This is a genomic window from Actinomadura sp. 9N407 (genome assembly GCF_044326315.1).
In the GTDB taxonomy this organism is placed as follows: domain Bacteria; phylum Actinomycetota; class Actinomycetes; order Streptosporangiales; family Streptosporangiaceae; genus Spirillospora.
This window is the reverse complement of the sequence record NZ_JBIRAW010000032.1, coordinates 19,427-44,905: the sequence shown is the minus strand read 5'-3', so window position 1 is coordinate 44,905 and position 25,479 is coordinate 19,427. Positions and strand designations below refer to the sequence as shown.

Below are 25,479 nucleotides of genomic sequence, written 5' to 3'. Positions count from 1 at the left end.
GGGAGCCGGCTCCATGGACGACCACACCACCGCGCACATCCGTACCGAACGCCGGGGGCACACGCTCCTGATCACCGTCGACCGCCCGGAGGCGCGCAACGCGTTCGACCGGGAGACGGCCGTGCAGATGGAGGCCGCGATGGACCTCCTGGACGGCGACGCCGCCCTGCGCTCCGCCGTCATCACCGGCGCGAACGGCACGTTCAGCGCGGGCGCCGACCTCAAGGCCGCCGCCCGCGGTGAACGGCCCGCGACCCGGCGCCGCGGCGGCTTCGGCGTGTTCGCCGTACCGGCCGGCAAGCCGCTGATCGCCGCCGTCGAGGGCCATGCCGTCGCGGGCGGCTTCGAACTCGCCCTCGCCTGCGATCTCGTCGTGGCCGCCGAGGACGCCAGGATGGGCCTGCCCGAGGTGCGGCACAACCTCGTCGCGATCGGCGGGGCCCTGTTCCGGCTGCCGCAGCGGATGCCGTACCACCTGGCCATGGAACTGGCGCTGACCGCCGAGCCGCGGCCCGCCGCCTACTTCCACCAGTGGGGGATCGTGAACCACGTCGTCGCGCCCGGTACCGCGGTGGAGAAGGCGCTCGCCCTCGCCGCCCGGATCGGCGAGAACGGGCCGCTCGCGGTCGCCGCGTCGGCCCGGATCATGCGCCGCGCCGCCGACTGGACCGAGGAGCAGGCCTGGCGGGAGCAGATGGCCGTCGCCACCCCGGCGATGCGGTCCTCCGACACGGCCGAAGGGCTGCGCGCGTTCGCCGAGAAGCGCCCGCCCCTGTGGCGCGGTGTCTGAAGCGCCCGGCCGGGTGGGCGTTCGATCGAACGCCCACCCGGCCGGAACGCCGGGGGTCAGGCCGACGCCAGGTCGCGGCGGCGGAACCCGGCCAGCCCGGCGGCGCCGAGCGCGAGGACCACGGCCACCAGCCAGGCGAACGGCATGATCTCGGCGTCGCCGCCCGGCAGCTTCGGGATGTGGGTGAACGGCGAGATGTCCAGGACCCACTGGTCGGCCTGGACCGCGCCGCCGAACAGCGTCACGAACGCGGCCAGCGCCAGCGCGCCCCACCCGGCGGAGCCGAAGCGGGGGAGCAGCCCGAAGAACGCCACCGTCACGGCACCGATCACCCAGACGGCCGGCAGCTGCGCCACCGCCGCCAGCGTCACCCGGGGCACCTCCCGGCCGATGTCGCCGGCGTCCAGCCCGCGCGTCAGCCCGGCGGTGAACCCGCCCACGGCCATCGCGGCGGCCGAGCCCAGCGCGGCGATCACCAGGTGGGAGGCGGCCCACCGGATCCGGCCGACCGTGGTGGCCAGGACGGGCTCGGCGCGCAGGGCCGTCTCCTCGGACCGCATCCGCAGCGTCGCCGACACCGCGTACCCCGCCGCGATGAGCCCCATGATGCCCATCACCGAGGCGAAGTAGACATCGACGATCGCGCCGGTACCGCCGCCGAGCCGGGAGAAGATCTCCTCCAGGTCCGGGTTGTCCTTGAGCATGTCCTCGACGGTGCCCGCGACCCCGCCCCACACGACGCCGAGCGCGGCGAACCCGGCCAGCCAGCCGTACAGGCCGCGGCCGTGCAGCCGCCAGGCCAGCGAGAACGGGCCGCGCAGCCCGGGCGCGGCGTCCGCCGGGCCCAGCCGGGGCGGCAGGATCCCGGCGCCGACGTCGCGGCGCACCGTCAGGACCCCGGCCGCCGCGATGAGCAGCGCGACGGCGAGGGCGGGAATGACCAGCACCCACCACTGCTCGTCGCCGTAGGCCTGGAGCCGGGTGCCCCAGCCGAGCGGGGACAGCCACGACAGCCACCCCAGCGCGCTGCCGTCGCCGCCGACGTCGGCGGCCATCCGGACGACGAACGCGCCGCCCAGCGCGGCGATCGCGATACCGCGCGCCGCGCCGGCGCCCTCGGTGAGCTGGGCGGCCACCCCGGCCACCGCCGCGAAGACCAGGCCCGCCAGGGCCAGTTGCAGGCCGAACGCCAGCGAGCCTCCGAAGGGAAGCCCCTGGCTCGCCATCCCGGCGGTCAGCACGGCGCCGATCGCCAGCGCGGCCCCGGAGGAGACCAGCAGCGCGGCGGCCAGCGTCGCGCCGCGTCCCATGACCGTGGCGCCCAGCAGCTCGCGGCGCCCGGCCTCCTCCTCGGTACGGGTGTGCCGGATGACCGTCAGCGCGCAGAACAACCCGACGACCACCGGGATGAAGCCCGACCGCTGCGCGACGATCGCGCCGATCGAGGTGTCGTGCAGCGGCCCGTACAGCGCCAGGAACGTCGGCGTCTCGCCGGTCGCGCGGGCGTAGCCCAGCCGCTCGGCGGCCGTGGGGTAGAGCTGCTCGAACGAGGCGATGAAGCTGAGCGGCATCAGCGCCGGGAACAGGATCCAGACCGGCAGCAGGAACCGGTCGCGGCGCAGGATCAGGCGGATCATCCCGCCGGTCCCGGTGAGCGCGGTCATCGTACGGCCTCGCCGTCGAGCGCGCTTGCGGGGCCGCCGGGCAGCTCGTCCTTGTAGTGGCGCAGGAAGAGCTCCTCCAGTGTCGGCGGCCGGCTGGACAGGCTGCGCACGCCGGTGGACACCAGCTGCTTCAGCACCTCGTCCAGCCGGCTGGTGTCGACCTCGCAGCGCACCCGGTTGCCGTCCACCTGCAGGTCGTGCACGCCCGGCAGGGCCGACAGGCCGTTGGGCGGGGCGGCCAGCTCGGCGTCGATGGACGTCCGGGTCAGGTGGCGCAGATCGTTCAGCGTCCCGGTCTCGACCGCGACGCCGTTGCGGATGATGGTCACCCGGTCGCACAGCGCCTCGACCTCGGACAGGATGTGGCTGGACAGCAGGACGGTGCGCCCGTCGTGGCGCTCGTCGCGGATGCACTCCTGGAAGACCTCCTCCATGAGGGGATCCAGCCCGGAGGTGGGCTCGTCCAGGATCAGCAGCTCGGCGTCGGAGGCCAGCGCGGCGACCAGGCCGACCTTCTGCCGGTTGCCCTTGGAGTACGCGCGGCCCTTCTTCTTCGGGTCGAGCTCGAAGCGGTCGAGCAGCTCGGCCTTGCGGCGCGGGTCCAGGCCGCCGCGCATCCGGCCGAGCAGGTCGATGACCTCGCCGCCGGACAGGTTGGGCCACAACGTGACGTCGCCGGGGACGTAGGCCAGGCGGCGGTGCAGCTCGGTGGCGTCCTTCCAGGGGTCGCCGCCCAGCAGCGTGGCGGTGCCCGCGTCGGCGCGCAGCAGGCCGAGCAGGACGCGGATCGTGGTGGACTTGCCGGCGCCGTTCGGGCCGAGGAAGCCGTGCACCTCGCCGGTGCGGACGCTCAGGTCCAGGCCGTCCAGGGCACGGGTCCGGCCGAACGTCTTGACCAGGCCGGCGGCGGATATCGGTGTGTCGGTGGTGTGTGGAGCCATGGGGACACCTCGTGTGGGGGTCGGATCGGCAGGCACGCGGCCGCCGACCCCAGGGCACGACTGCGTTAAGGCAGGGGAGCCCGGTGGCTTGACCACGTACCGGTGGAGCGTCGGGGGCGGGGCCGCGCGGGCGGATCGGAGTCGCACTTGCGGGCAGCGGCGTCCGAGGTCGAGATGCGTCCCGCGCACCCGGAGGCGATCGCGTGCGAGCCGGTCATCGCTCCTGCCCCTCCCGGTCCTCGTGGCCCGGCTGCCCGGGCAGCCGGTCGAGCGCGGCCCTGGCCTCGGCGACGAGTTCGGGGCTCAGCAGGTCGTCGGTGAAGATGTCGAACATCGCCTTGGCCATCCGGGGGTAGCCCTCGATCGACAGCGGCTCGGCGCCCAGGCTGCGGGCCAGATGCTCGTGCAGCACCAGCACGCTGAACGACATCGTGGTCAGGACGGCGGCATAGCCGCGCAGGTCGGAGGTGTTGGCCTTGTTCGCACCGGCCGTGGGCTCCGCGAGCACCTCCTCGCTGAACGCGACGGCCTCGTCGAAGAGCCGCGCGGCGGCGGGCGATCCGTCGACCAGGGCGCGGGCCAGGTAGCGCTGGACCGGGATCGCGGTCCGCATCGCGACCATGATGAAGCCCGGGTCGCCCATCCCGCCTTCGAGCCCTTTCAGCTTGGTGGTCCGCAGGGTCTCGATGGCGTACTCGTCGCAGGCCTCGCGCAGGCGCGCCTTGGAGCCGTAGTGGTGCTGGACGAGACCGGGCGACACGTCCGCAGCCTGGGCGATGCCGCGGATCGTCGTGCCCTTGATCCCGTGCGCGGCGAACTGCTGCAGCGCCGCGTCCCTGATCCTGGCCCTGGCCGTGAGATCTTCGCCCCCCGCCATCGTTCCGCCCCCCGATGCCCGCCGGCCGTGCCGGCGGCTGCTGTCCACGACGTCCAATACAAACGTTCAGCTTCCAATACGTTTGTATACCCCGGGTGGAGGGATTTCAACTCGGCGCGGAGATCTGCTCCAGAACCGCCGTGTAGAGGGGCCGCCGGTCCGGACGGGCCCGGCCGGCGGCGTGCTTGAGGGCGGGGATCGCGGCGGCGCCGTACCGGACGAGCCCGTCTCCGGCTTCCTTGCGCACCGGGACGCGGGTGTCGGCGAGCAGCCCGACCAGGGCCGGGATCGCCGGCCTCCAGCCCGCGTGGGACAGCGTCCTGATCGCCGTACGGGCCAGGTCGGCCCGGCCGTCGTCCAGGAGCCGCGAGGTCAGCTCCAGGTAGGCGGGACGGTCCAGGACCCGGCGGGAGATCCGGTGGGCGTGCAGACGGACCGCCGGAGCGGAATGGCCGATCAGCTCACCGAGCAGCTCCTCCAGCCCGGGATCGCGGCCCCCTGCCGAGCGCACCTCGTCGTGCGCTTCGGCGAGGAGGGTGAGCGCGGCGCGGACCTCTTCGGCGGTGCCGGTACGGGCCGAGGCGAGCAGCGACTCCCGCGAAGGGCGCTCCTGCCGGGTCTCGCCGACGCGGGTACGGTCACGCAACGCGGCCAGCGCGGCGGCGTCCTTGCGTTCGGCGCCCGGCGGGCGGAACGGGCCGTCCACCAGGACGATCCCGTCGGCCAGATCGGCGCGTCCCTCCGCCTCCAGCCGCCGGTACGCCCGGCTCAGGGACGGGGTGCGCCGGAGCGGGACACCCTTGACGAGGTCGAGCACACCCCAGGCTCCGGCTTCGAGCCGTTCGGCCAGGGACCCGGCCAGGAGGTCGGGGTCGGCGCCGCGCAGGGCACGTTCCGCAGCCAAACGGGTCGCGGATCCGCCTGTCTCCCACCACTCCAGCAGCAGGGGCAGGAACCGGGCCCGGTCAGGGGGCTCGAGACGGCCGGCGGCCTGGGCGATCCGTTCGCGGGCGCCGTCGGCGGCCTCGCGCATCTCGGTCTCGCTCAGGGAGCGCAGGGCACCGGCGAGGGGAGCGGTGATCGGCAGGTCCACCCTGCCGTCGAGGAACGCGCGCAGGACGGCCGCGCGGATCCCGGGCTCGGGCCAGTCCAGGAGAGCGCGGGCGGCGGTTGCGGATCGTTCCGGATCGTCCAGCATCGCCAGGAGCCGATCCCGCTGGGCCGCCGAACGGGGCTGGTCCAAGTCGCCTGAACGGGGCGCGCGGACCTCCGGCGCCGTCCGTCCGGCATCTTCCGCCAGGACCCAGGGAGGCGTGCCGAGCGGCTGTAGTTCGAGCATCCGCTCCAGCAGGCCCTCGCGGGCGTCCGCCGGTGCGGTCGGAAAGGCCGTGATCAGCTCCTCGAGCCGCTCGCGGGAGGTGAGCCCGTGTCCCTCCTCCGGACGCGGGGCCGGCTCGAACGCCTCGCGCAGCACGGACTCCTCGGCGAGCCACGGATCGGGGCCGTTCCGCGCCGCCGCCAGGGCCTGATCCAGATCGTCGCGGGTCAGGACCGCGCCGCAGCGGCGCAGCAGCGCCAGCACCGGCCGGCCCATCGGCGGCAATCCGCGGATCCGCGGGGCGAACTCCGGCCCGTCCTCGACGGGCAGCAGGGGGACGGCCTCCTCGATCATCGCAAGGAGGCGCTCGCGATGGGCATCCCCGATACCGGCCGCCCCCTCCGCGAGCGTCCGCAGCCGGCGGGCGAAGATCTCCCGTTCCGGCATGCTCCACGGCGGCGGGCAGAGCCGCAGCGTCAGGCGCAGGACGGCGGCGCGGCCGGTCCCGCCGGTCGCCGCGAGGTCCAGCCAGTGCGCCAGCATCGGGCGGAGTCGGCCGGTCCGCTGGAAGGCGGGCGCGTCGGGGTCCTCTTCGTGCAGGTCCACGACCTGCCGCGCGATCGCGCTGTCCCAGCCGCGCTCGGCCAGCTCGTCGAGCGGGGTCTTCGACGGCCCGGGCGGCCGGTCCGGAAGGAGACGCAGCAAGGCCTCCCCGGCCGGTGAACCCTGGGCGGCCAGAACGCGGACCGCGCTCTCGGTCAGCCGGCCGTCGATGCTCTGGACGAGCAGCGAACGGGTGCGCTCGTCCGCGGCGCGGTCGGCCGCGGCGACGATCACCGCGCGGTGAACGTCCCCGAGCACCGCGCGCAGGGCCTCGCTCAGGGCCTGGCGCAGGCCCGGATTGTCGTGCCGCCCGAGCCAGAACAGCAGCTTCGGTACCGCCGCCGGAGTGCCCGCGAGGACGAGTGCCTCGGCGGCGGTCTTCTTGATGTTCATGTTCGGGTGGTCGAGGCAGTCCGCGATCGCCACCGCGGCCCCGCGCACGCGCGCGTCTCTGAGGGCCAGTACTGCCTGCCGTACGGTCTGCACGTCGGAGGCCCTGGTCAGCGGGATGAGGCTCGCCGCCAGCGCCCGGGCGTTCCGGCCGCCGCCATCGCGGGCGAGCAGGGCGATCGCGTGCTTGCGGACGTGCCGGTCGCGATGGCGCAGCAGCCGGTGGACCCGCGCGCGGGTCTCGCGGTACGGGACGTCCAGGAGCAGTTCGAGAAGGATCGCCTGCTCGGCGGGGCCCAGGGCGTCATCGTCCAGCAGGTCCAGGACGATGCTCGCGAGGAGGGCGTCGCCGGCTTCCCGCGCGTCCGCCGCATCGAGCAGGCAGCGCGGCCTGATCTTGCCGCGCCCGTACAGCCGCCCGCCCAGGTCGCGGACGGCCGACAGCACCTCGTCCGGGACCTCGCGCTCGCGGGCCACGACGTTCAGCAGCAGGTCCGCGATGGCCGGGACCGTACCGGCGCCGCCGGTGCGCGCCAGCCGGCACAGGGCCTCGGCCGGCTTGTCCGGATCCAGGCCCGCCCGCAGCAGCTCCAGCTCCCGCGCGTCGGGCCCGCCGAGGTCCGGTGCGATCCGCGCCGGAAGATCGCGCGGGTCGAGCCTGGCCAGGAGGGAACCCCGGCTGCCGGGGTCATCGGTGAGATGCCACAGGAGTTCGAGCGCGCGATGCCGTACGGGCAGCAGATGGGCGGCGGTGTCCACCTGGTCCAGGCCTTCGCGCAGGACGGCGGCCGTCCGTTCCCCGCCCACGGCTTCGAGCGCGTCCAGCGCCGCCGCCGGTGAACGGGGCAGGACCGCGAGGACGGCCTCTTCCGCGCCGGTGTGCCGCAGCGCCCGGAGCGCCTCCAGGAACGGGGCCGGATCCGGTACGGCGGGCAGCAGGCCGGTGACACCCTCACCGATCGGCAGCTCGCCGGTGCCCTGTGCCGCCAGCGCGATCAGCAGTTCCAGCCGCCGCGGCCAGCCCGTGTCGTCCGGGGCCGCGCTCGCGACCTCTCGCAGCATCGCGTGCCTGGACGTGTAGAGCAGGGTGGCGACGTCGTCCGCGTCGACGGAATGGTCGGCGAGCGCCAGGTCCACGATCCCCGGCACGTCGCCATCGCCAGGGAAATGCCCACGCTGATGCATCTCCAGCAGGCACTGCACGGCGGGCCCGGCGAGCAGGAGCGGATCCTCACCGGCGATCTCCACGAGGTGGCCGGTGTCGTCACGGGACGCGAGGCCGCCGAGCAGTTCCAGCGCCCGGCGCCTCGGCACGGGCGGCCGTTCCGGATCGGCGGCCATGTCGAGGAGCAGGTCCCGATGGCCATGCCGCGCCGCCGCTTCGAGCGCCGCGTCCGCCGTGGAGGCCTGGTCGAGGAACCGCAGGAACCGCCGTCCCGGCAGCGGCTCGAGAGCGGCCCACGGCTGGGCGAGTTCGCGCAGCGCGCCCGCGATGACATCGGGCGTGCTCGCGTCCGTGAGGAGGCCCAGCAGGAGCGTCCTGGCGCGGTCCGGAGCGAGCAGCCCCGCGCGTACGGCCTCGCGCGCGAGGCGCAGGGCCTCGGCGTGCAGCAGCGGTTCGGCGCGGTCCGACAGGTCCCGGACGAGCCGTTCACCGTCCTCGGCGTCGGCCGCCGCGAGCCCGTGGACGGCCTGGTAGAGCAGCTCACCGGCCGGTTCGTCCCGTACGGTCCCGGGACGGCGCGCGATCTCGGCCCGCAGCCAGGCGATCCGCACCGGTACCGGCAGGTCGGCCGCACGCCATCGTGGCCAGGCGCCGGGATCCGGCCCGGACCGCAGGTAATGCCTGGCCAGGGCGAGCGCCGCCTCGGGTGACTCGTCCTCGATGTCGTGCTCGGAGGGCATGAGCGCCGAGTGTACGGAGGCGCGGAGCCGCCACGCGATCCGTTAACCGCCCGCCCTCTAGAGGGCTTCCGTCACCGGGCGGGTGGCCCCGTACCGGACCGGTATCGCCGTCAGCAGCGCGACCACCGCGAGCGTCACCGGGAACACCGCCGCCAGCCAGAGCGCGGGCACGTCCGCCGATCCGCCGGAGCCGCCCAGCGTCCGGGCCGCCATGTACACGGCCAGGCCCAGCGGGATCCCGCCCGCCGCCGCGAGCGCGGCGGGGAGCAGTTGCGCGGCGGCCAGCCCGGTGGTGACCTGACGGGGAGTGGCGCCGAACGCCCGGGTTAGCGCGGCGGTACGGAGGTTGTCGAGGGCGCCCGTCCAGGCCGTGAGTACGGCGTTGACCCCCGCGAGCAGCAGCATGGCCACCGACATCACCAGGATGATCTGGCTCAGCCGGTCGGTGACCGGGTTGCCCACGCCCGGGACGAAGTCGGGGCCGAGGATGACGGTGTCCCTGCGCGCCACGTCCCGGCGCATCGCCAGCGCCGCGACGACCATCGCGACGGTGACCGTCATGCTGAGCCCGGCCAGGACCGTCCGGCGCGGGCGGCGGGCGGCGATCCGCGCGCCCAGCAGCATCGGCAGGGGCAGCGGCAGGCCCGCGAACGCGGCGGCGAGGCGGGAGCCCGCCGACCAGCAGGGCCACGCTCATCCCTGCCAGGATCGCCAGCGCCCAGGTGCCGCCGAGCAGCGCCTCGTTCGCCAGCCGCAGCTCGGCGGTGGCGTACGCGCCCATGTCCTGCCAGGACCGCACGCCCTTGTGGCTCGCGGCGAACGCGGGAGCGGCGGCCGGGTCCGTGAGCCGCTGCTCCAGGGCGGCCCGCTGCACGCCGGCCAGATCGCGCAGCAGCGCGCGGCGCTGCGCGTCGACGAGGTCCACGGGATCGGCGAGCCGCGACGCGGCCGCGGTCACCAGCTTCAGATGGAACTCGGTCGGCGCCGGACGGCTCCAGCTCACGTCCGCGAGCCAGGCCGCCACGCGGTCCCGGCCGGCCGGGGTCAGCTCGTAGACCTTGCGGTCGGGCCGGTCGGACTGCCCGACCAGCCGGACGTCCACCAGCCCCGCCTTCTCCAGCCGGCGCAGCGTCACGTACACCTGGCCGGCGTTGAGCTCCTCGCCCAGCGGCCCGAGCGCCTCCTGCAGCCGGGCGCGCAGCTCGTACCCGTGCGAGGGCTCCTTGGCCAGCAGCGCGAGCACCACGTCCTGCACGGAACGCACCTCCCTGACGACGAGCCGTGTTAACCGTCACCTAGGACCGTGGTCAAGCGGAGCCGCCGCCGTGCCGCCCGCGATCGCCTCGAAATCGGCCGCGAACGGCGCGTGACCTGCGCTGGTTTTGTCGTAGGGACGCGAGAACATGGGGTCATGAGCGAGACTCCGGGCTTCACCGAGATCAGCGACCAGGCCGCCTACGCCGACGCCGTGCAGACCGCCGTCGCCGCCGCCGCTGCCTACTACGGCGAGGGCGACTCCGGGCTGGACGACGACGCCTTCGACCGCCTGGTGCGCGGCATCGCGGCGTACGAGGCCGAGCATCCCGACCACGTGCTGCCCGACTCGCCGACCGGCAAGGTCGCCGGGGGAGCGGTCGTGGGCGACGTGCCGCACACCGTGCCGATGCTGAGCCTCGACAACGTCTTCTCCGCCGAGGGGCTGGAGAGCTGGGCCGCCGGGCTGGAGCGCCGGATCGGCCGCCCGGTCGAGCAGTGGAGCGTGGAGCCCAAGCTCGACGGGCTGGCGATCTCGGCGCGCTACCGCGAGGGCCGGCTGGTCCAGCTGGTGACCCGGGGCGACGGCGTCGCCGGCGAGGACGTCTCGCACGGCATCGGCATGATCGCGGGCCTGCCGGGGCGGCTGGCCGAGCCGGTCACGGTCGAACTCCGCGGCGAGGTCCTGATGACCCACGCCCAGTTCGAGGACGCCAACACGGCCCGTACCGGAGCGGGCTACCCCGCGTTCGCCAACCCCCGCTCGGCCGCCGCGGGCTCGCTGCGCGCCCGCGACCGGGACTACCAGGTGGAAATGACGTTCTTCGCCTACGGCGCGCTGCCGCTGGACGGCGTCGTCACGGAGCTGGCGAGCCTGCCGCACAGCGAGATCATGGCCAGGATCGCCGGATGGGGCGCGCACACCAGCGCGACGACGCCGGTGGCGGGCATCACCTGCAAGCAGATCACCGAGGCCCAGGACCAGGTGGCCGCGATCGCGGGGCTGCGCGCCGGGCTGGAGTTCGGCATCGACGGCATCGTGATCAAGGCCGATCTGGCCGCCGACCAGGAGCAGGCCGGCAACTCCTCGCGGGCCCCGCGCTGGGCGATCGCCTACAAGCTGCCCGCCACCGAGAAGATCACCCGGCTGCTGGAGGTGGAGTGGAACGTCGGCCGCACCGGCATCATCGCGCCCCGCGCCGTGCTGGACCCGGTCGAGGTGGACGGCTCGGTGATCACCTACGCGACCCTGCACAACGCCGGCGACATCGCGCGCCGCGACCTGAAGATCGGCGACCACGTCACCGTCTACAAGGCGGGCGACGTGATCCCCCGGATCGAGGCACCCGTGGTGCACCTGCGCACCGGCGCCGAGACCCCGATCCCGATCCCCGAGTCGTGCCCGCGCTGCGGCGACGAGATCGACGACTCGCAGAAGCGCTGGCGCTGCGCGAAGGGCCGCGCCTGCCACGCCATCGCGTCGGTCCGCTACGCCGTCGGCCGCGGCCAGCTCGACATCGAGGGCCTCGGCGAGAACCGCATCGACCAGCTCGTCCAGGCCGGGCTGATCACCGACTTCGCCGACCTGTTCACCCTGGAGCGCGACCCGCTGCTGGAGCTGGAGCGGATGGGCGAGACCAGCACCGACAACCTGCTGGCCGCGATCGAGGGCGCCAAGGCCAAGGAGCTCAACAAGGTGTTCTGCGCGCTGGGCATCCGCGGCACGGGCAGTTCCATGTCCCGGCGCATCGCCCGCCACTTCGCCACCATGGACGCGATCCGCGCCGCCGACATCGACGCCTTCCAGGAGGTCGACGGCGTCGGCCCGGAGCGGGCCGGCGTCCTGGTCGAGGAGATCGCCGAGCTGGCCCCCCTGATCGACAAGCTGGTCGCCGCCGGCGTCAACATGACCGAGCCCGGCGCCACGCGGCCCGCCACCCCGGGCTCGTCCACCACGGGCTCGTCCACCACGGGCTCGTCCACCACGGGCACGGTCGAGGGTGAGGAGCCCGCCGAGTCCGATACCGGGGCGCTGCCGCTGTCGGGGATGTCGGTCGTCGTCACCGGGTCCATGACCGGCCCCCTGGCCGAGCTGTCCCGCAACGAGGTGAACGAGCTGATCGAGCGCGCCGGCGGCAGGTCCTCGTCCTCGGTCTCCGCCCGGACCTCCCTCCTGGTGGCCGGTGAGAAGGCCGGCTCCAAGAAGGCCAAGGCCGAGAAGCTCGGCGTCGAGATCACCACCCCGGAGGAGTTCGCCGACCGCGTCAAGGACCACCTCTGAGGCCGGCACCGCCCGTGCCGCTCCGGCGTCCCGTGGCAGCTCAAGCGGTACGGCCCGGGAGTAAGATCATCCGAATGCCGCCACAATTGCTGGGTTTGCTGATCGGTGCCGGATTCGGTACCGCGTTCGTGCTCGCCAACGCGGGGGAGCCGCTGCCCGGGGCCGCGGGGATCGTGCTGCGGGTGGCGGCGGTGCTCTGCCTCGCCGCCGTGGTGGTGTTCGGTTTCCGCAACGGCGAACGGGACGGCGGCGGGCGGCCGGGGTGGTTCGGGCCGAAGTTCGGGCTCGTGGTGGTGGCCGAGTTCGCGCTGATCTTCGGCGGGATCTCGGTGCTGCGGGCGCTGGACGCCCCGCAGGAGGTCAACGTGGCCTGGATCGCGCTGATCGTGGGCCTGCACTTCGTGGTGCTGGCGCCGATCTGGAAGGAACCGGTGATCGCCGTGCCGGGCGTGCTGCTGACCGGGCTGGGCGTGGCCGGGATGGTGATGGCCGCGATGTCGGCGGTCGACTGGATCCCGTTCGTCAGCGGGGTGCTCTCGGGTGCCGTGCTGCTCGCGGGCTGCCTGGTCGGAGTGACACGCCGCTGACGCCGGCCGTGCCGACGTTGGAGACGCGTGCGCCCGGCTCCTCGGAGGTGCCGGGCGCACGCGTGGTCAGTGGAGCAGGGACGTCAGGGTGCCGAGATCGGCCAGGCCGGGGAGGCCGTAGGTCAGCTCGGTGATCCTGTCGGCCCGCTCGGCGGAGACGCGCCGGGCGGCGTTGAGCCGGAACTTGGTGGCCAGCTCCTCGGCCGACAGCGGATTGCCGGGGCCGCCCCGGTTGCTGTCGACACGCTCCTCCAGCTCCTCGCCACTGTGCAGCCGGACGCGCAGGACGGCGGGGAACTGGTGCGGGAAGATCTCGTCGCACCGGGCGTCCGGTACGCAGCCGACCTTCGCGGCCAGTTCGAGGCGGGCGGGGTCGGCGGCGGCCTCGTCGGTGAAGTCCTCGTGGAACAGCCCGAGCCCGCCGCCGCCGAGCAGCGCGGCCGCGACCGTGTACGGGCCGGAGAACGCCGCGTGGTAGCCCGACTTCGGCCGGATCTTGTCCTCGCGCGGCTCGCCGATCGTCCGGAGCACCGCCGTCGGGGCGCCGAGTTCGATGGACGCGATGGCGGCCGGGTCCAGGTCGCGCGAGCGCAGCCGCAGGGCGGCGTCGATCCCGGCGTGGGTGAAGTGGTTGCAGGGGTAGGGCTTGAAGAAGATCCCCGGCAGCTCCCAGTCCTCGCCCAGCCCCCGGACGACCGCGTCCGGGTCGGCCTGGTCGCCGCAGAACGCCTGGAGCAGCCCGAACCGGCCCTCCAGCACGGTCGGCGGGCCGGTGATCCCGGTACGGGCGAGCCCGGCGGCGGTGACGGCGGCGTGCGCCGCCCAGCCGCAGTGGATCCGCTTGACGGTGCCGCCGGTGCGGTTGGCCTCCAGCAGGCCGGAGCCCATGCTGGAGGCGATCCCCATCGCGTCGGCGATGCCCTCGGCGGGCAGGCCGGACAGCATCGCGCCGGCCGCCGCGCCGCCGAGCGCGCCGCAGATCGCGGTGGCGTGCAGGCCGCGCTCGAAGAACACCGAGTTGCCGAGCTCCGCGTCGTAGCCGCCCATTCCGACCCGGACGGCGATCTCGATGCCCACGCCGATCGCGTCCAGGAGGGCGGCTCCGGTGGCGCCGCGCGACTCGGCCACGGCGAGCGCGGCCGGGACGACGGAGGCGGACGGGTGCAGCACCGAGGGCAGGTGCGTGTCGTCGAAGTCGAGCGAGTGGGCGAGGGTGCCGTTCAGCAGAGCGGCGCTGGGCTCGGGGAGCTTGCCGCCGGTACCGATGGCGGTGGCGTTGCCGCCGCCGCCCCATTCGGCGACCAGGGAGCCCACGGCCTTGGCGGGGGGCTCGGAGGTCGCGGCCAGGCTGTTGCCCAGGACGTCCAGGACCCGGCGGGCCGCGTCGGCGCGCAGCTCGGCGGGCAGTCCCTGGTCGCGGGCGTCGGCGGCGAAGGCGGCGAGCCGCTGGACGAGGGTGCTCACGCGCTCACCGCCGCGAGCGGCCGTACGGGGGAGCCGGTGCCGCCGACGATGCGCAGCGGGGCCAGCACGAACACGAACTCGTGCACGCCCTCCGCGGCGATCGCCTCCAGGTTCAGATGCTCCATGATGAAGATCCCCGACTCGACCAGCAGGACCCGGTGCACGGGCAGGACGGCGTGTCCGGCGCCCGCCGGGATCTGCTCGTAGGCGGTGGTGTCGGCGCCGGTGGCGACGATCCGGCGCTCGGCGAGCCACCGGGCGGCGTCGACGGTGGCGCCGGGGACGCCGGTCTCCTTGCCCATGTACGCGGCGGCGTCGTCGAAGTTGCGGGCCCAGCCGGTACGGATCAGGGCGACGTCGCCCTCGCCGGGTTCGGCGCCCGCCCGCTCGGCGGCCTTGTCCAGATCGCCGGCGGTGACGCCGTATCCGGCGGGCAGCGTCGGCACGCCGTGCACCGCGGCCACGTCCAGCAGGACGGCGCGGCGCAGCAGGCCGGGCAGGTTCTCGGCGCCGTGCGCGCGGAACGCGCCGCCCTGCTGGGCCTCGGCGGCGTCGATCCCGCCGTGCAGCTTGCCCTTGTGGCTGACGTGCGAGAGCGCGTCGATGTGGGTGCCCACATGGCCGCCGGTGACGATGATCTCGTTGGCGGCCGAGCCGCCGTCGGCGCGCTCCATGTCGCCGTGCCGCCGGATGAGCGTCATCCGGAACCCGGGGTGGTTGGGCGAGCAGGGCATGCCGGTGAAGTGCGGCTGGCCGAGCTCGATGGTCCGGACCCCGGCGGCGACCGCCGCGAGGAGGGGATCGCGGGAGTCGGTCTTGTCCGTCATCAGTGCTGTCCTTCCGTGCCGGCGAGCGCGAGGAGCCAGCGGGCCCGCTCCACGACCGCCTTGTCGACGAATCGTCCGTCGGCGTCGATCCAGGCCGCCTCGGTGGCCGTCTCGAGCCGTTCCACCAGGGCCCGGGCCCATGCGATCTCTTCGGGATCGGGCGCGCAGACCTCGTGCACGACGGGGATCTGCGCGGGGTGGATCACCGAGCGGCCGAAGAATCCGGCGCGCCGTCCCGCCTCGGTGTCGGCGCGCAGCCCGTCCAGGTCGCGGACGCCGGTCCACACGCTCTGCACCGGGCTGGGCAGGCCGGCCGCGCGGGCCGCGACCACGATCCGCGAGCGCGGCCAGGCGAGCGCCTCCCCGCCGGTGGTACGCAGGTCGGCCGACAGGTCGGCCTCGCCCAGCGAGATGCCCGCCACCAGCGGATGCGCGCCGGCCAGGGCGAAGGCGTGCTCCACGCCGAGGGCCGATTCCAGTACGGGGAAGACCGGAACGCCGAGCGTGTCGGCCACCCGGGCCAGCTCTCCGGGGTCCTCGCACTTGGGGACCCGTACGCCGCTGAGGGACTCGGGGGCCTTGGCCAGTGCCTCGATGTCCGCGGCCCCTTCCGGGGTCGCGGGCGCGTTGATCCGGACATAGGCGGGCGCGCCCGAGGCGAGGGTGTCCAGGACGGTACGCCTGGCCTCGTCCTTGGCGGCCGGGCCGACGGCGTCCTCCAGATCGAGGATCACCGCGTCGGCGCCGCTCGCCAGGGCCTTGCCGATCCGGTCCGGCCGGTCGCCCGGGACGTACAGCCAGCTCCGGAGGGGGCTCCCCGGGAGGGGCACGGTCACTTGACCACGCCCTTGCCGCGCAGCTCGGCCAGCCGGGCCTCGTCCACCCCGTACCGGCCGAGGATCTCGGCGGTGTGCCTGCCGAGCGGCGGGCCGGCCGACTCGATGCTGCCCGGCGTCTCCGAGAGCCGGAACAGCACGTTCTGCATCTTCAGGGGGCCGAGTTCGTCGTCGGGGACGGTCGCGATGGTGCCGAGCGCGGCGAACTGCGGGTCGCTCATGACGTCGGAGGCGTCGTAGATCGGCGCGACCGCGGCCTGGGCGTCCTCGAACGCCTTGACGACCTCGTCCCGGTCGCGCGCGGCGATCCAGGAGCCGACGGCCTCGTCCAGCTCGTCGGCGTGCTCGGCCCGCTGCGCGCCGGAGGCGAACCACGGCTCGTCGATGAACTCGGGCCGGCCCACCAGCCGCATCACCCGCTCGGCGATCGACTGGGCGCTGGTGGAGACCGCGACCCACTTGCCGTCGCTGGTGCGGTAGGTGTTGCGCGGCGCGTTGTTGTGCGACCGGTTGCCGGTGCGCTCCTGCAGCGTGCCGAGCTGGTCGTAGGTGATGATCTGCGGGCCGAGCAGGGTGAGGATCGGCTCGATGATGGCCAGGTCGACCACCTGGCCGCGGCCGGTGGCCTCGCGCGCCCGCAGCGCGGTCATCACCGCGAACGCGGTGCTGAGCGCGGCGATCCCGTCGGCCAGCCCGAACGGCGGCAGCGTGGGCGGCCCGTCCGGCTCGCCGGTGATCGCGGCGAACCCGCTCATCGCCTCGGCCAGCGTGCCGAACCCGGGGCGCTTGGCGTACGGGCCGGTCTGCCCGAACCCGGTGACCCGGGTCAGCACCAGCCGGGGGTTGATCGCGTGCAGCTCCTCGGGGCCGAGGCCCCAGCGCTCCAGCGTGCCGGGCCGGAAGTTCTCGATCACCACGTCGGCGTCGGCCACCATGCTGCGGAACAGCTCCTGGCCCTCCGGCGAACCGAGGTAGAGGGTCATCGCCTTCTTGCCCCGGCCGAGCATCTTCCACCACAGGCCGACGCCGTCGCGCTGCGCGCCGTGGGTGCGCACCGGATCGCCTTTGGGGTGCTCGATCTTGATGACCTCGGCCCCGTAGTCGGCCAGCAGCGTCGCGGCGAGCGGTCCGGCGAAGAGCGTGGCCGTGTCGAGGACCCGGATTCCAGACAAAGCCCCCGTCATGGGCTTACCTGCCTTTCCTGTCGGCCTGCCGGTCCCGCGCCGGCGCGGGACCGGATGGTGGAGCGGCCGGATCTGAGTGTTTCCCCTAGAGGAACGATAGTAAAAGTCGTGCGATGAGGCCCCATCCGGCGCCCTTTCCCAAGTTCGCACCGCTCCGACACGTCAGTCAAGTGAAGTGCGGGTATTGACCGAGTGACGTGACCGGTGCCACCATGAGCCTACTCTAGAAGAACGTTCCTCTAAGCGGAACGCTTGGCGGAACAGAGACAAGACTCCGGAGAGGGTCCGGCGGAGAGAGGTGGAATGTCCGCTCGAAAGCTCGGCGCCGCGCTCAGTGCGTGCGCGCTCGTGGTCACCCTCGCCGGCTGCGGCGGGTCGGCCCCCTCGGGTGCCGCGGGCGCGGCCGCCGGCCGGGACGACGGGCCGGTGAAGATCGGCGCGCTGCACCCGGTCAGCGGCGCCAACGCGGTGGACGGCCAGCAGATGCGGCGCGGTGCCCAGATGGCGGTGCAGGCGATCAACGCGGCCGGCGGTGTGAAGTCGCTCGGCGGCCGCAAGATCGAACTACTCACCGGCGACACCCAGGGCAAGGCCGAGGTCGGGCAGAGCGAGGCGCAGCGGCTGATCGCCGAGGGCGCCGTCGGCCTGACCGGCACGTACCAGAGCGCCGTCAGCACCAACGTGGCCGTGGTCGCCGAACGCAACCGGATCCCGTTCGTGATGGACGTGACGGCCACCGACACGATCTTCGCCAACGGCTACGACTACGCGTTCCGCGTCCAGCCCGGCAGCAAGGCCATCTCGTCGGCCGGCGCCCGGCAGCTCAAGCAGGTGGCCGACGCGGCGGGCAAGCCGGTGCGCAAGGTGGCGATCCTGCACGAGCAGTCCGACTTCGGCAGCGGCGCCGCCGAGGCGTTCACCGCCGAGGCGGAGAAGCTCGGCCTGCCGATCGGCCCCAACATCAGCTACGACGCCCTCACCACCTCCGACCTCACCGCGCAGGTCACCCAGGTGAAGGCGTCCGGCGCGGACGTGCTCGTCGTCGTCGGCTACTACCGCGACAGCCTGCTGGCGGCCAAGGCCGTCAACGCGGTCAAGCCGGAACTGAACGCGGTCTGGGGCGTGTCGAACGGCGCGTTCGACCAGCCCAAGTTCGTCCAGGACGCGGGGCCGCTCGGTGAGCGCTTCTTCAGCGCCAACTACCACCACGACGCCAAGAACCCGCAGACCGCCCGGCTCCGGGCGGACTACCAGCGGCGTTACGGCGATCCCATGCGGACGGGGGCGGTGCTCGCCTACGACGCGATCCAGGTGATCGCGCAGGGCGTCGAGCGCGCGGGTGCCACCGATCCGGCGAAGGTCCGGGACGGGATCCGCGGCTCCCAGGTGGTGCCGATGGCGGCCGGCAACGGCCCGATCAAGTTCGGCCCCAACGGCGACAACGTCAACGCGGCGACCATCCTGATGCAGGTCCAGGGAGGCCAGGTGAAGCAGGTATATCCGCAGGAGAAGGCCGAATCCCAGCCCAACTACTCGGTGACGTGGCGTTCATGAACGACAGAGCAAACGCGGGGCCGGCGGCGCTCGCCCCCGATCAGGACCCCGCCGCGGCGCCCCAGGGCGCCCCGGGCGGGAAGGGCCGCTTCGGCGGCACGCTGAACGGCAGCGGTGCCGTGCTGCGGCGGGCCGGGGTGGCCGGCGGCGCGGTCGTGGTCGCGATCGTGGTCGCGCTGCTGCAGTCCGGCAGCGGGCTGGTGGTCTGGCAGTCGGTGGTGACCGGCCTGCTGATGGGCGGCCTGTACGGATTGATCGCGATGGGCCTCACGCTGATCTTCGGCGTGCTGGACATCGTCAACTTCGCGCACGGCGCGCTGCTGGCGGTGGCCATGTTCATCTCGTTCGGGGTGATCCAGGCCACCGGCATGCATCCGTACCTGACGCTGCTGGTGGCGGTCCCGGCGCTGTTCCTGCTGGGCGGCCTGGTGCATCGCGGCCTGCTGAGCGGGGCCGGCGGCGGCTCGCTGGAGAACCAGCTGCTGATCACGCTGGGACTGTCGCTGCTGCTGGAGAACGGGCTGCTGATGTTCTTCGGCGCCGAGCCCAAGAGCGTCCCGCTGCCCGGCGACTTCCAGTTCTCGCTGTTCGGCGCCGTCGTGAGCGGTGCCCGGCTGTACGCCTTCATCGGCGCGCTGGCGCTGGGCGGGCTGCTGTTCTGGATGCTGCGGCACACCCGGCTCGGTACCTCGATCCGCGCGGTCGCGGCCAACGACGAGGGCGCTCGGCTGGTGGGCATCAACGTCCGCGCCATCCACACGCTGACCTTCGCGATCGGCACGGCCTGCGCGGGCGCGGCGGCGGTCCTGGCCGCCCCCTTGGTGACCGTGACCCCCACGCTCGGCGAGCAGTTCAACATCACCGCGTTCGTGGTGGTGGTGCTCGGCGGGATGGGCAACGTCGCCGGCGCGCTGGTCGGCGGGCTGCTGATCGGGCTGGTGGAGCAGCTGACCACGATCTACATGAACGGCCAGAGCTCGCTGCTCGGCGTGTTCGTGGTGTTCGTCCTGGTGCTGTTCCTGCGCCCCGAGGGCCTGTTCGGACGCAAGGCGGGTGACTCCACATGAGCGGCGTCACGCTGGCCGAGAGGCCCGCCGAGCGGGCGGTCAAGACCCCGCCGCTGCGGCCGCAGAACCGCCAGTTCCTGGTGCTCCTGGTGCTGCTGCTGGTGGCGATCCCGCTGCCGCTGGTGCTGCCCGCCGCGCAGGGCGCGGTGGCGGTCCGGATCCTGATCTTCCTGCTGATGGCCGTCGGCTGGAACATCATGAGCGGCTTCGGCGGGATGTTCAGCTTCGGGCACGCCGCGTTCTTCGGGATCGGCGCGTACACCAGCGCCTACCTGCTGGTCGAGCACGGCGTCTCGCCCTGGATCGGGATCCTGGCCGGGATGGCGGTCGCCGCCCTGGTCGGGCTGGTGATCGGCTACTTCTCGTTCCGCTACAAGCTGCGCGGCGCGTACTTCGCGCTGGCCACCTTCGCGTTCGCGGAGATGCTCCGGCTGATCGTCACCAGCACCGAGTTCACCAACAAGGCGGTCGGCTTCACGGTGCCGCTGATCGAGGGCTCCTCGCTCTCGCTGATGCAGTTCCCGGCCGACTCGCACGCCTACTTCTGGATCGCGCTGGGCCTGGCGGGCGCCGCCGTCGCGGTGAGCATCTGGTTCCTGTACTCGCGTACGGGACGGTACGTGACCGCGATCCGCGACGACGAGCTGGCGGCGTCCTCGCTGGGGACCCCGGTGATGCGGTACAAGCTGATCACGGTCGCGCTGTCGGCGGCGATCACCTCGGTGGCCGGGGCCTTCTACACCCAGTACTACCTGTTCGTGAACCCGGAGCTGGCGTTCGGCTCCGCGGTCTCGATCCAGGCGATCGTGACCGTCGTGATCGGCGGCATCGGCACCATCTGGGGCCCGGCGGTCGGCGCGATCATCGTCGGCTCGCTGAACGACGTGACCGCCACGATGCTGCGCACGCCCCCGGAGTTCCTGTCCTTCCTGCAGGGCCGCAGCGGGCTCGACGTGGTGCTGTACGCGCTCCTGCTGATCCTGATCGTGCGGCTGCTGCCCAAGGGGATCGTAGGGACGATCTTGGAAAGGCGGCGGCGATGACCGGGACGACCGAGACGACGGGGGCGGGCGGCCCGCTGGTGCGGGTCACCGGCGTGGGCAAGTCCTTCCGCGGGCTGCACGCGCTGTCGGGGGTCGAGTTCGAGGTGGCCGAGGGCGAGATCCTCGGCATCATCGGGCCCAACGGCGCCGGCAAGACCACGCTGTTCAACGTGATCTGCGGCGCGCTCACGCCCGACACCGGCAGCGTGGCGCTGGACGGCCGCGACGTCACCGGCAGCGCCCCGTACAAGATCGCCAGGGCCGGCATGGTCCGCACGTTCCAGCTGATGCGGCCGTTCGGCACCATGACGGTGCTGGAGAACGTGAGCCTGGCCGCCCAGCACGAGCGGATGCCCGCTCAGCGGCTGCGCGACCGCTCGCTCGACGTGATCGAGCGGGTCGGGCTCGGGTCCTACGCCTACCGGCGCGCCACCGAGCTGCCGACGGCCGGGCTCAAGCGGCTGGAGCTGGCCAGGGCGCTGGCGATGCGGCCCAAGGTGCTGCTGCTGGACGAGGTCCTGGCCGGGCTCGTCCCGGCCGAGCGCGACCCCGTCCTGGACCTGCTGGCCGACCTGCGCGAGAAGGACGGCACCACGCTGCTGTTCATCGAGCACATCATGGCCGCGGTGATGCGGCTGGCCGACCGGGTGCTGGTCCTGGACCAGGGCCGGATGCTGGCCGCCGGTACGCCGCACGAGGTCACCAGCGACCCCCGCGTGATCGAGGCGTACCTGGGCGAGGAGCCCGTGACCGGGGATGCGGGGGAGGAGCCGACGCATGCTGACTCTTGAGAAGGTCTGTGCCGGATACGGCCGGATGCAGATCCTGCACGACATCGAGCTGCGGCTCGGCCAGGGCGAGATCGTGGCACTGGTCGGCGCGAACGGCGCGGGCAAGACGACCACGCTGCGGACGATCTGCGGGCAGCTGCGGCCGGTGTCGGGGAAGATCACCTTCGACGGGGCGGCGACCCTGGGCCGCCGCCCCGACCAGCTCGTCCGGGAAGGGCTGGTGCACGTACCGGAGGACCGCGCGCTGTTCGGGACCCTCACGGTCGAGGAGAACCTGCGGATGGGGGCGTGGACCCGGACCCACGAGCAGGCCGACGCGAGCCTGGCCGAGGTGTACGAGCTGTTCCCGGTCCTGGCCGAGCGCCGGTCGCAGATCGCGCAGACGTTCAGCGGCGGGCAGCAGCAGATGCTCGCGATCGCCCGCGCGCTGATGGCCGGTCCCCGGCTGCTGATGCTGGACGAGCCGTCCACGGGCCTGTCGCCCAAGCTCACCTGGATCATGCTGGAGGCGATCCGCCGCATCCGCGACACGGGGGTGGCGGTGCTGCTGGTCGAGCAGAACGCCAAGCAAGCGCTGGCCATCGCGGACCGGGCGTACGTGCTGGAGAGCGGCTCGGTGGTGCTGGAGGGCACCGGGAGCGAGCTGGCCGGCTCCGCCGCGGTCAGGAAGGCGTACCTGGGGCTGTGACGACCGTTCGTGAGCAGGAGACGGCCGCGGCCGTGGCCGGGCTGGGCACCTGGGTGTCCGGCCTGGACGCCGCCGCGGTCCCGGCCGGGGTGGTCGAGCGGCTCTCGCTGGTGCTGCTGGACGTCGCGGGCGTGACGGCGGTGGGCGCGAGCCTGCCGGAGCACCGCGCGCTCCGGGCCGCCTGGACCGCTCCAGAGGGCCGGTCCCCGCTGATCGGCGGCGGCCGGCTGGTCCCGTCCGACACCGCGGCCTGGCTCAACGCGATGGCGCTGGTGGCCCTGGAGCTGGACGAGGGCAACAAGTACGCCAAGGGCCATCCGGCCGCGCACGGCTTCCCCGCCGTGCTGGCGCTGGCCGCCGAGCTGGACAGCACCGGCCCCGACACCGCCGCCGCGCTGCTCGCCGCCTACGAGGTGGCGGCCCGCTTCGGCCGGGCCGTACGGCTGCGACCTGGCGGCCACCCGCACGGGAGCTGGGGCGTACCCGGCGCGGCGGCCGGCTGCGCGCGCCTGCTGGGCCTCGGCCCGGAGGCCACGGCCGCCGCGATCGACACCGCCGCCGGGCTCCCGGTCGCCGGCCACTTCGGCTCGGCGACCGCGGGCAACCCCGTACGGGACGCCTGGATGGGCGCCTCGAACGCGTCCGGGCTCGCCGCCGCCCGCATGGCGGCGGCCGGGATGGCCCGCAACACCGGGACGGCCGCGCTCTCGCTCGGCACCCTGCTGGGCGAGATCGACGCAGCCGAGCTGACCGCCGGACTCGGCACCCGCTGGGACATCACGCGGGGGTACTTCAAGCGGCACGCCTCGTGCTCGTTCACCCACCCGGCCGCGGACGCCGTCCTCGCGCTGCGCGCGGAGATCGATCCGACCGCCCGGCCGATCAGGGAGATCCTGGTCGAGACCCATGCGCTCGGGGCCGGTCTCACGGCGGTAACCTGGGACAACAGGCTCTCGGCCATGTTCTCGACCCCGTTCGTGGCGGCCTGCGCGGCGCTCACGGGCGAGGTCGGCCCCCGGTCCCCGCTCGACCGTCCCGACGTGGTCGCGCTGGCCCGCCGGGTCCGCGTCGCCGCCGCCGGCGATCTGACGGCGCGGCTGCCGGACGAGCGCGCCGCCCGCGTCACCGTCACGTTCGAGGACGGGACGAGCGCCGTACGGGAGGTGCCCAACCCCATCGGGGACGCCGATCACCATCCGCTCGGCGAGGCGGATCTCGTCGGGCTGCTGCACGCCTGGCTGCCCGGACGGCCGGAGTTCGTGGAGCGGGCGGTCCGGGTCTCCCGCGACCTGCCCGGCCTGGAGCGCGTGGGCGACGCCCTGCGCACGCTCGCGGGGACGGAAGAGCCGCCGGGAACGGAAGACCTCTCGGGAACAGAAGACAGGGAGCAGAGCTGATGCGTGCCCTCGCGGTGACGCCCATCCACCTGCCGGTCGAGGAGATCGCGCGGCGGCAGGCCCGCTACGACCGGCTCGCGCCGCCCGGCCTGCGGATCGAACTGCGCGACGTGGGCTCCTCCGCACCGGGTGCCCTGGACACCGAGGACGGTATCCGGGCCTCCGAACGCGAGGTCGCGACGGTGCTGGAGCGCGAGGCGGGCGCGGGCTTCGACGTGGCGTTCCCCGACTGCGTCCTCGACCCCGCCGTACCGGACGGCGTGGCGGCCGCGGGCCGTACCCCGGTGCTGGGCCTTCTCAAGCTCAGCGCCATGCACCTGGCCGCCACGGGCGTGCGCTTCGGCGCGGTCGTCCGCAACGAGGCCATCGGCGACGAGCTGGCCCGGCGGCTGACCGCGTACGGGCTGGACCCGTACGTCGCGGGCGTCACGGTGATGGACCTGCCGTTCGACGCCATCGCCGACACCGGCGCCTGGAACGCGGCGCTCGGCGGCGCGGTCCGCGAGCTGGCCGGGCGGGGCGCCACCGCCGTGATCAACGGCTGCTCGGCCGTCGACGTCGAGCCCGCCGATCTGCCCGCCCGCATCGTCGACCCGACCGCGCTGGCCCTGCGACTGATGGTGGCCGAGCACGAGGCCGGGGAGGCGGCATGAGCGAGGGACCCGATCTGATCGTGGCGGGCGCGGGTGGCGGCCTCGCCGGTGCGCTGCGCGCCGCCGAGCTGGGCCTGAGCGTCCTGGTGGTGGAGGCCAGCGAGCACTACCGGCGCGGCAACAACACCTCGATGTCCACGGCGATGTTCCCGGGCGCCGGCTCGCGCTGGCAGGCCGAGGCGGGCGTCCATGACTCCCCGGAGCGGTTCGTCGCCGACATCATGGCCAAGACCAAGGGGCGGGCCGATCCGCGGCTGGCCAGGACGCTGGCCGAGGTCGGCGCCCCTCTGGTGGAGTGGCTCGCCGACGCGGTGGGGCTTCCGCTGTCGCTGGTCACCGACTTCAACTACCCCGGGCACGCCGTCCCGCGCTGCCACTCGATCCCCGGCCGGCACGGCTCCGGCGTGATCGACCACCTGGCGCGCAAGGTCGCCGAGCACCCCGCGATCGACATGCTCGTCCCGGCCCGGCTCACCGACGTGCGCACCGATGCCGGCGGGGCGGTGAACGCGGCCGTCGTGCGCTATCCGGACGGCACCGAGGAGGAGATCCCGACCCGGGCCGTCCTGCTGGCCACCAACGGGTTCGGCGCCGACCGCGAGCTGGTCGCCGAGCACCTGCCGGAGATCTCCGACGCCCTCTACCACGGCAGCGACCAGTCGCTCGGCGACGCGCTGCGCATCGGCGGCAGGCTCGGCGCGGCCACCGGGTTCCTGGACGCCTACCAGGGGCACGGCGCGGTCGCGGCGGGCGCGGGCACGCTGGTCGGCTGGGCGACGATCATCCACGGCGCGGTCCTGGTCGACACCCTCGGCCGCCGGTTCGGCGACGAGACCCGCGGCTACTCGGAGTACGCGGCGGAGCTGGCCGCCCGGCCCGGTTCCACCGGCTGGATCGTGCTGGACGAGAAGATCTACGAGCAGTGCCAGGCGTTCCAGGACTTCCGCGACACCGTGGAGTCCGGCGTGCTGGTCTGGGCCGATGACGCGGCCGGGCTGGCGAAGGCCACCGGCCTGCCCGCCGACGCCCTGGCCGACGAGCTGGACGGTGCCGCGGCCATCGCGCGCGGCGAGCGTCCCGACCCGTTCGGCCGCACCAACTGGGAGCGGCCGCTCGAACCCCGGTACGCCGCCGTACGGGTCGTACCGGCGCTGTTCCACACCCAGGGCGGACTGCTCGTCGACGAGCACGCCGCCGTGGTCGACGGTGCCGATCGGCCCATCCCCGGCCTGTACGCGGCGGGCGGCGCCGCCGCCGGCGTCTCCGGCCACGGCGCCGCCGGCTACCTGCCCGGCAACGGCCTGCTGCCCGCCTTCGGCCTGGCCTACCTGGCCGCGGGCGACGTGGCCGGCCGTACCCCTTGAA

20 protein-coding genes and 1 pseudogene are annotated in these 25,479 nt (G+C 73.8%); 11 read left to right on the top strand and 10 right to left on the bottom strand.

All coding sequences use genetic code 11. The features are described from left to right. Positions 1-13 precede the first annotated feature (13 nt). Positions 14-790, top strand: a complete 777-nt coding sequence (locus ACH34Q_RS36650; protein ID WP_395987763.1) for a crotonase/enoyl-CoA hydratase family protein — start codon at positions 14-16, stop codon at positions 788-790. A gap of 56 nt (positions 791-846) precedes the next feature. On the opposite strand, the gene ACH34Q_RS36645 is transcribed toward ACH34Q_RS36650, so the two are convergent. From ACH34Q_RS36645 to ACH34Q_RS36620, 6 genes and pseudogenes are all read right to left on the bottom strand, one after another. Then, a complete protein-coding gene (locus ACH34Q_RS36645) occupies positions 847-2,454 on the bottom strand; it encodes an ABC transporter permease (RefSeq protein ID WP_395987762.1) in 1,608 nt (535 codons plus the stop codon). Beyond that, positions 2,451-3,395: an ATP-binding cassette domain-containing protein gene (locus tag ACH34Q_RS36640; protein WP_395987761.1), complete on the bottom strand. Its 945-nt coding sequence runs from the start codon at positions 3,393-3,395 to the stop codon at positions 2,451-2,453. Before ACH34Q_RS36640 ends, ACH34Q_RS36645 begins: the two co-directional genes overlap by 4 nt. Before the next feature lie 214 nt (positions 3,396-3,609). After that, entirely contained in the window at positions 3,610-4,272 is a 663-nt protein-coding gene (locus ACH34Q_RS36635) for a TetR/AcrR family transcriptional regulator (protein WP_395987760.1), read from the bottom strand. 106 nt (positions 4,273-4,378) lie between these two features. Next, complete coding sequence (locus tag ACH34Q_RS36630; RefSeq protein WP_395987759.1) at positions 4,379-8,488, bottom strand: HEAT repeat domain-containing protein; 4,110 nt, start codon at positions 8,486-8,488, stop codon at positions 4,379-4,381. Between the two features lie 57 nt (positions 8,489-8,545). Next, positions 8,546-9,049, bottom strand: a complete 504-nt coding sequence (locus tag ACH34Q_RS36625) for an FtsX-like permease family protein (RefSeq protein ID WP_395987758.1) — start codon at positions 9,047-9,049, stop codon at positions 8,546-8,548. A gap of 517 nt (positions 9,050-9,566) precedes the next feature. Further along, positions 9,567-9,731: pseudogene (locus tag ACH34Q_RS36620) on the bottom strand (PadR family transcriptional regulator); the annotation flags it as partial. 168 nt (positions 9,732-9,899) lie between these two features. Here ACH34Q_RS36620 and ligA point away from each other — a divergent pair. Further along, complete coding sequence (gene ligA / locus ACH34Q_RS36615; RefSeq protein WP_395987757.1) at positions 9,900-12,023, top strand: NAD-dependent DNA ligase LigA; 2,124 nt, start codon at positions 9,900-9,902, stop codon at positions 12,021-12,023. Positions 12,024-12,097: 74 nt separating this feature from the next. Further along, on the top strand, positions 12,098-12,610 hold the full coding sequence (locus ACH34Q_RS36610; RefSeq protein WP_395987756.1) for a hypothetical protein: 513 nt from the start codon (positions 12,098-12,100) through the stop codon (positions 12,608-12,610). A 66-nt stretch (positions 12,611-12,676) separates the two neighbouring features. Here the strand turns inward: ACH34Q_RS36610 and ACH34Q_RS36605 are convergent, their stop codons facing one another. From ACH34Q_RS36605 to ACH34Q_RS36590, 4 genes are read right to left on the bottom strand one after another with little or no spacing between them, the layout of a single operon-like run. Then, positions 12,677-14,074 (bottom strand): MmgE/PrpD family protein, encoded by a 1,398-nt coding sequence (locus tag ACH34Q_RS36605; RefSeq protein WP_395987755.1) that lies wholly within the window; start codon positions 14,072-14,074, stop codon positions 12,677-12,679. Then, complete coding sequence (locus ACH34Q_RS36600) at positions 14,071-14,901, bottom strand: cyclase family protein (RefSeq protein WP_395987754.1); 831 nt, start codon at positions 14,899-14,901, stop codon at positions 14,071-14,073. Before ACH34Q_RS36600 ends, ACH34Q_RS36605 begins: the two co-directional genes overlap by 4 nt. After that, a complete protein-coding gene (locus ACH34Q_RS36595; RefSeq protein WP_395987753.1) occupies positions 14,901-15,737 on the bottom strand; it encodes an HpcH/HpaI aldolase/citrate lyase family protein in 837 nt (278 codons plus the stop codon). Before ACH34Q_RS36595 ends, ACH34Q_RS36600 begins: the two co-directional genes overlap by 1 nt. Further along, entirely contained in the window at positions 15,734-16,921 is a 1,188-nt protein-coding gene (locus tag ACH34Q_RS36590; RefSeq protein ID WP_395987752.1) for a CaiB/BaiF CoA transferase family protein, read from the bottom strand. Before ACH34Q_RS36590 ends, ACH34Q_RS36595 begins: the two co-directional genes overlap by 4 nt. Before the next feature lie 303 nt (positions 16,922-17,224). Between ACH34Q_RS36590 and ACH34Q_RS36585 the strand changes: the two genes are divergently transcribed. From ACH34Q_RS36585 to ACH34Q_RS36550, 8 genes are read left to right on the top strand one after another with little or no spacing between them, the layout of a single operon-like run. Then, positions 17,225-18,475, top strand: a complete 1,251-nt coding sequence (locus ACH34Q_RS36585; protein ID WP_395987751.1) for an ABC transporter substrate-binding protein — start codon at positions 17,225-17,227, stop codon at positions 18,473-18,475. After that, positions 18,472-19,542 carry a branched-chain amino acid ABC transporter permease gene (locus ACH34Q_RS36580; RefSeq protein WP_395987750.1) on the top strand — a complete coding sequence of 357 codons (1,071 nt, stop codon included), beginning with the start codon at positions 18,472-18,474 and terminating at the stop codon, positions 19,540-19,542. Before ACH34Q_RS36585 ends, ACH34Q_RS36580 begins: the two co-directional genes overlap by 4 nt. After that, positions 19,539-20,585 (top strand): branched-chain amino acid ABC transporter permease, encoded by a 1,047-nt coding sequence (locus ACH34Q_RS36575; protein WP_395987749.1) that lies wholly within the window; start codon positions 19,539-19,541, stop codon positions 20,583-20,585. The genes ACH34Q_RS36580 and ACH34Q_RS36575 overlap by 4 nt, the downstream gene beginning before the upstream one ends. Then, positions 20,582-21,376: an ABC transporter ATP-binding protein gene (locus ACH34Q_RS36570; protein WP_395987748.1), complete on the top strand. Its 795-nt coding sequence runs from the start codon at positions 20,582-20,584 to the stop codon at positions 21,374-21,376. The genes ACH34Q_RS36575 and ACH34Q_RS36570 overlap by 4 nt, the downstream gene beginning before the upstream one ends. Further along, complete coding sequence (locus tag ACH34Q_RS36565) at positions 21,363-22,064, top strand: ABC transporter ATP-binding protein (RefSeq protein ID WP_395987747.1); 702 nt, start codon at positions 21,363-21,365, stop codon at positions 22,062-22,064. The genes ACH34Q_RS36570 and ACH34Q_RS36565 overlap by 14 nt, the downstream gene beginning before the upstream one ends. Then, positions 22,061-23,461 (top strand): MmgE/PrpD family protein, encoded by a 1,401-nt coding sequence (locus ACH34Q_RS36560; protein ID WP_395987746.1) that lies wholly within the window; start codon positions 22,061-22,063, stop codon positions 23,459-23,461. The genes ACH34Q_RS36565 and ACH34Q_RS36560 overlap by 4 nt, the downstream gene beginning before the upstream one ends. Then, positions 23,461-24,114, top strand: coding sequence for an aspartate/glutamate racemase family protein (locus tag ACH34Q_RS36555; RefSeq protein WP_395987745.1), 654 nt, complete (start codon positions 23,461-23,463; stop codon positions 24,112-24,114). Before ACH34Q_RS36560 ends, ACH34Q_RS36555 begins: the two co-directional genes overlap by 1 nt. Continuing rightward, positions 24,111-25,478 carry an FAD-binding protein gene (locus tag ACH34Q_RS36550; protein ID WP_395987744.1) on the top strand — a complete coding sequence of 456 codons (1,368 nt, stop codon included), beginning with the start codon at positions 24,111-24,113 and terminating at the stop codon, positions 25,476-25,478. Before ACH34Q_RS36555 ends, ACH34Q_RS36550 begins: the two co-directional genes overlap by 4 nt. Position 25,479 lies beyond the last annotated feature (1 nt).

What these genes read in the sequence shown, in the direction of transcription:
- ACH34Q_RS36565 (WP_395987747.1), top strand. Translation starts at nt 21,363, where the DNA reads ATGCTGACTCTTGAGAAGGTCTGTGCCGGATACGGCCGGATGCAGATC.
- ACH34Q_RS36640 (WP_395987761.1), bottom strand. Translation starts at nt 3,395, where the DNA reads ATGGCTCCACACACCACCGACACACCGATATCCGCCGCCGGCCTGGTC.
- ACH34Q_RS36580 (WP_395987750.1), top strand. Translation starts at nt 18,472, where the DNA reads ATGAACGACAGAGCAAACGCGGGGCCGGCGGCGCTCGCCCCCGATCAG.
- ACH34Q_RS36550 (WP_395987744.1), top strand. Translation starts at nt 24,111, where the DNA reads ATGAGCGAGGGACCCGATCTGATCGTGGCGGGCGCGGGTGGCGGCCTC.
- ACH34Q_RS36610 (WP_395987756.1), top strand. Translation starts at nt 12,098, where the DNA reads ATGCCGCCACAATTGCTGGGTTTGCTGATCGGTGCCGGATTCGGTACC.
- ACH34Q_RS36635 (WP_395987760.1), bottom strand. Translation starts at nt 4,272, where the DNA reads ATGGCGGGGGGCGAAGATCTCACGGCCAGGGCCAGGATCAGGGACGCG.
- ACH34Q_RS36630 (WP_395987759.1), bottom strand. Translation starts at nt 8,488, where the DNA reads ATGCCCTCCGAGCACGACATCGAGGACGAGTCACCCGAGGCGGCGCTC.
- ACH34Q_RS36645 (WP_395987762.1), bottom strand. Translation starts at nt 2,454, where the DNA reads ATGACCGCGCTCACCGGGACCGGCGGGATGATCCGCCTGATCCTGCGC.
- ACH34Q_RS36650 (WP_395987763.1), top strand. Translation starts at nt 14, where the DNA reads ATGGACGACCACACCACCGCGCACATCCGTACCGAACGCCGGGGGCAC.
- ligA (WP_395987757.1), top strand. Translation starts at nt 9,900, where the DNA reads ATGAGCGAGACTCCGGGCTTCACCGAGATCAGCGACCAGGCCGCCTAC.
- ACH34Q_RS36555 (WP_395987745.1), top strand. Translation starts at nt 23,461, where the DNA reads ATGCGTGCCCTCGCGGTGACGCCCATCCACCTGCCGGTCGAGGAGATC.
- ACH34Q_RS36575 (WP_395987749.1), top strand. Translation starts at nt 19,539, where the DNA reads ATGAGCGGCGTCACGCTGGCCGAGAGGCCCGCCGAGCGGGCGGTCAAG.
- ACH34Q_RS36590 (WP_395987752.1), bottom strand. Translation starts at nt 16,921, where the DNA reads ATGACGGGGGCTTTGTCTGGAATCCGGGTCCTCGACACGGCCACGCTC.
- ACH34Q_RS36600 (WP_395987754.1), bottom strand. Translation starts at nt 14,901, where the DNA reads ATGACGGACAAGACCGACTCCCGCGATCCCCTCCTCGCGGCGGTCGCC.
- ACH34Q_RS36585 (WP_395987751.1), top strand. Translation starts at nt 17,225, where the DNA reads ATGTCCGCTCGAAAGCTCGGCGCCGCGCTCAGTGCGTGCGCGCTCGTG.
- ACH34Q_RS36625 (WP_395987758.1), bottom strand. Translation starts at nt 9,049, where the DNA reads ATGACGGTCACCGTCGCGATGGTCGTCGCGGCGCTGGCGATGCGCCGG.
- ACH34Q_RS36570 (WP_395987748.1), top strand. Translation starts at nt 20,582, where the DNA reads ATGACCGGGACGACCGAGACGACGGGGGCGGGCGGCCCGCTGGTGCGG.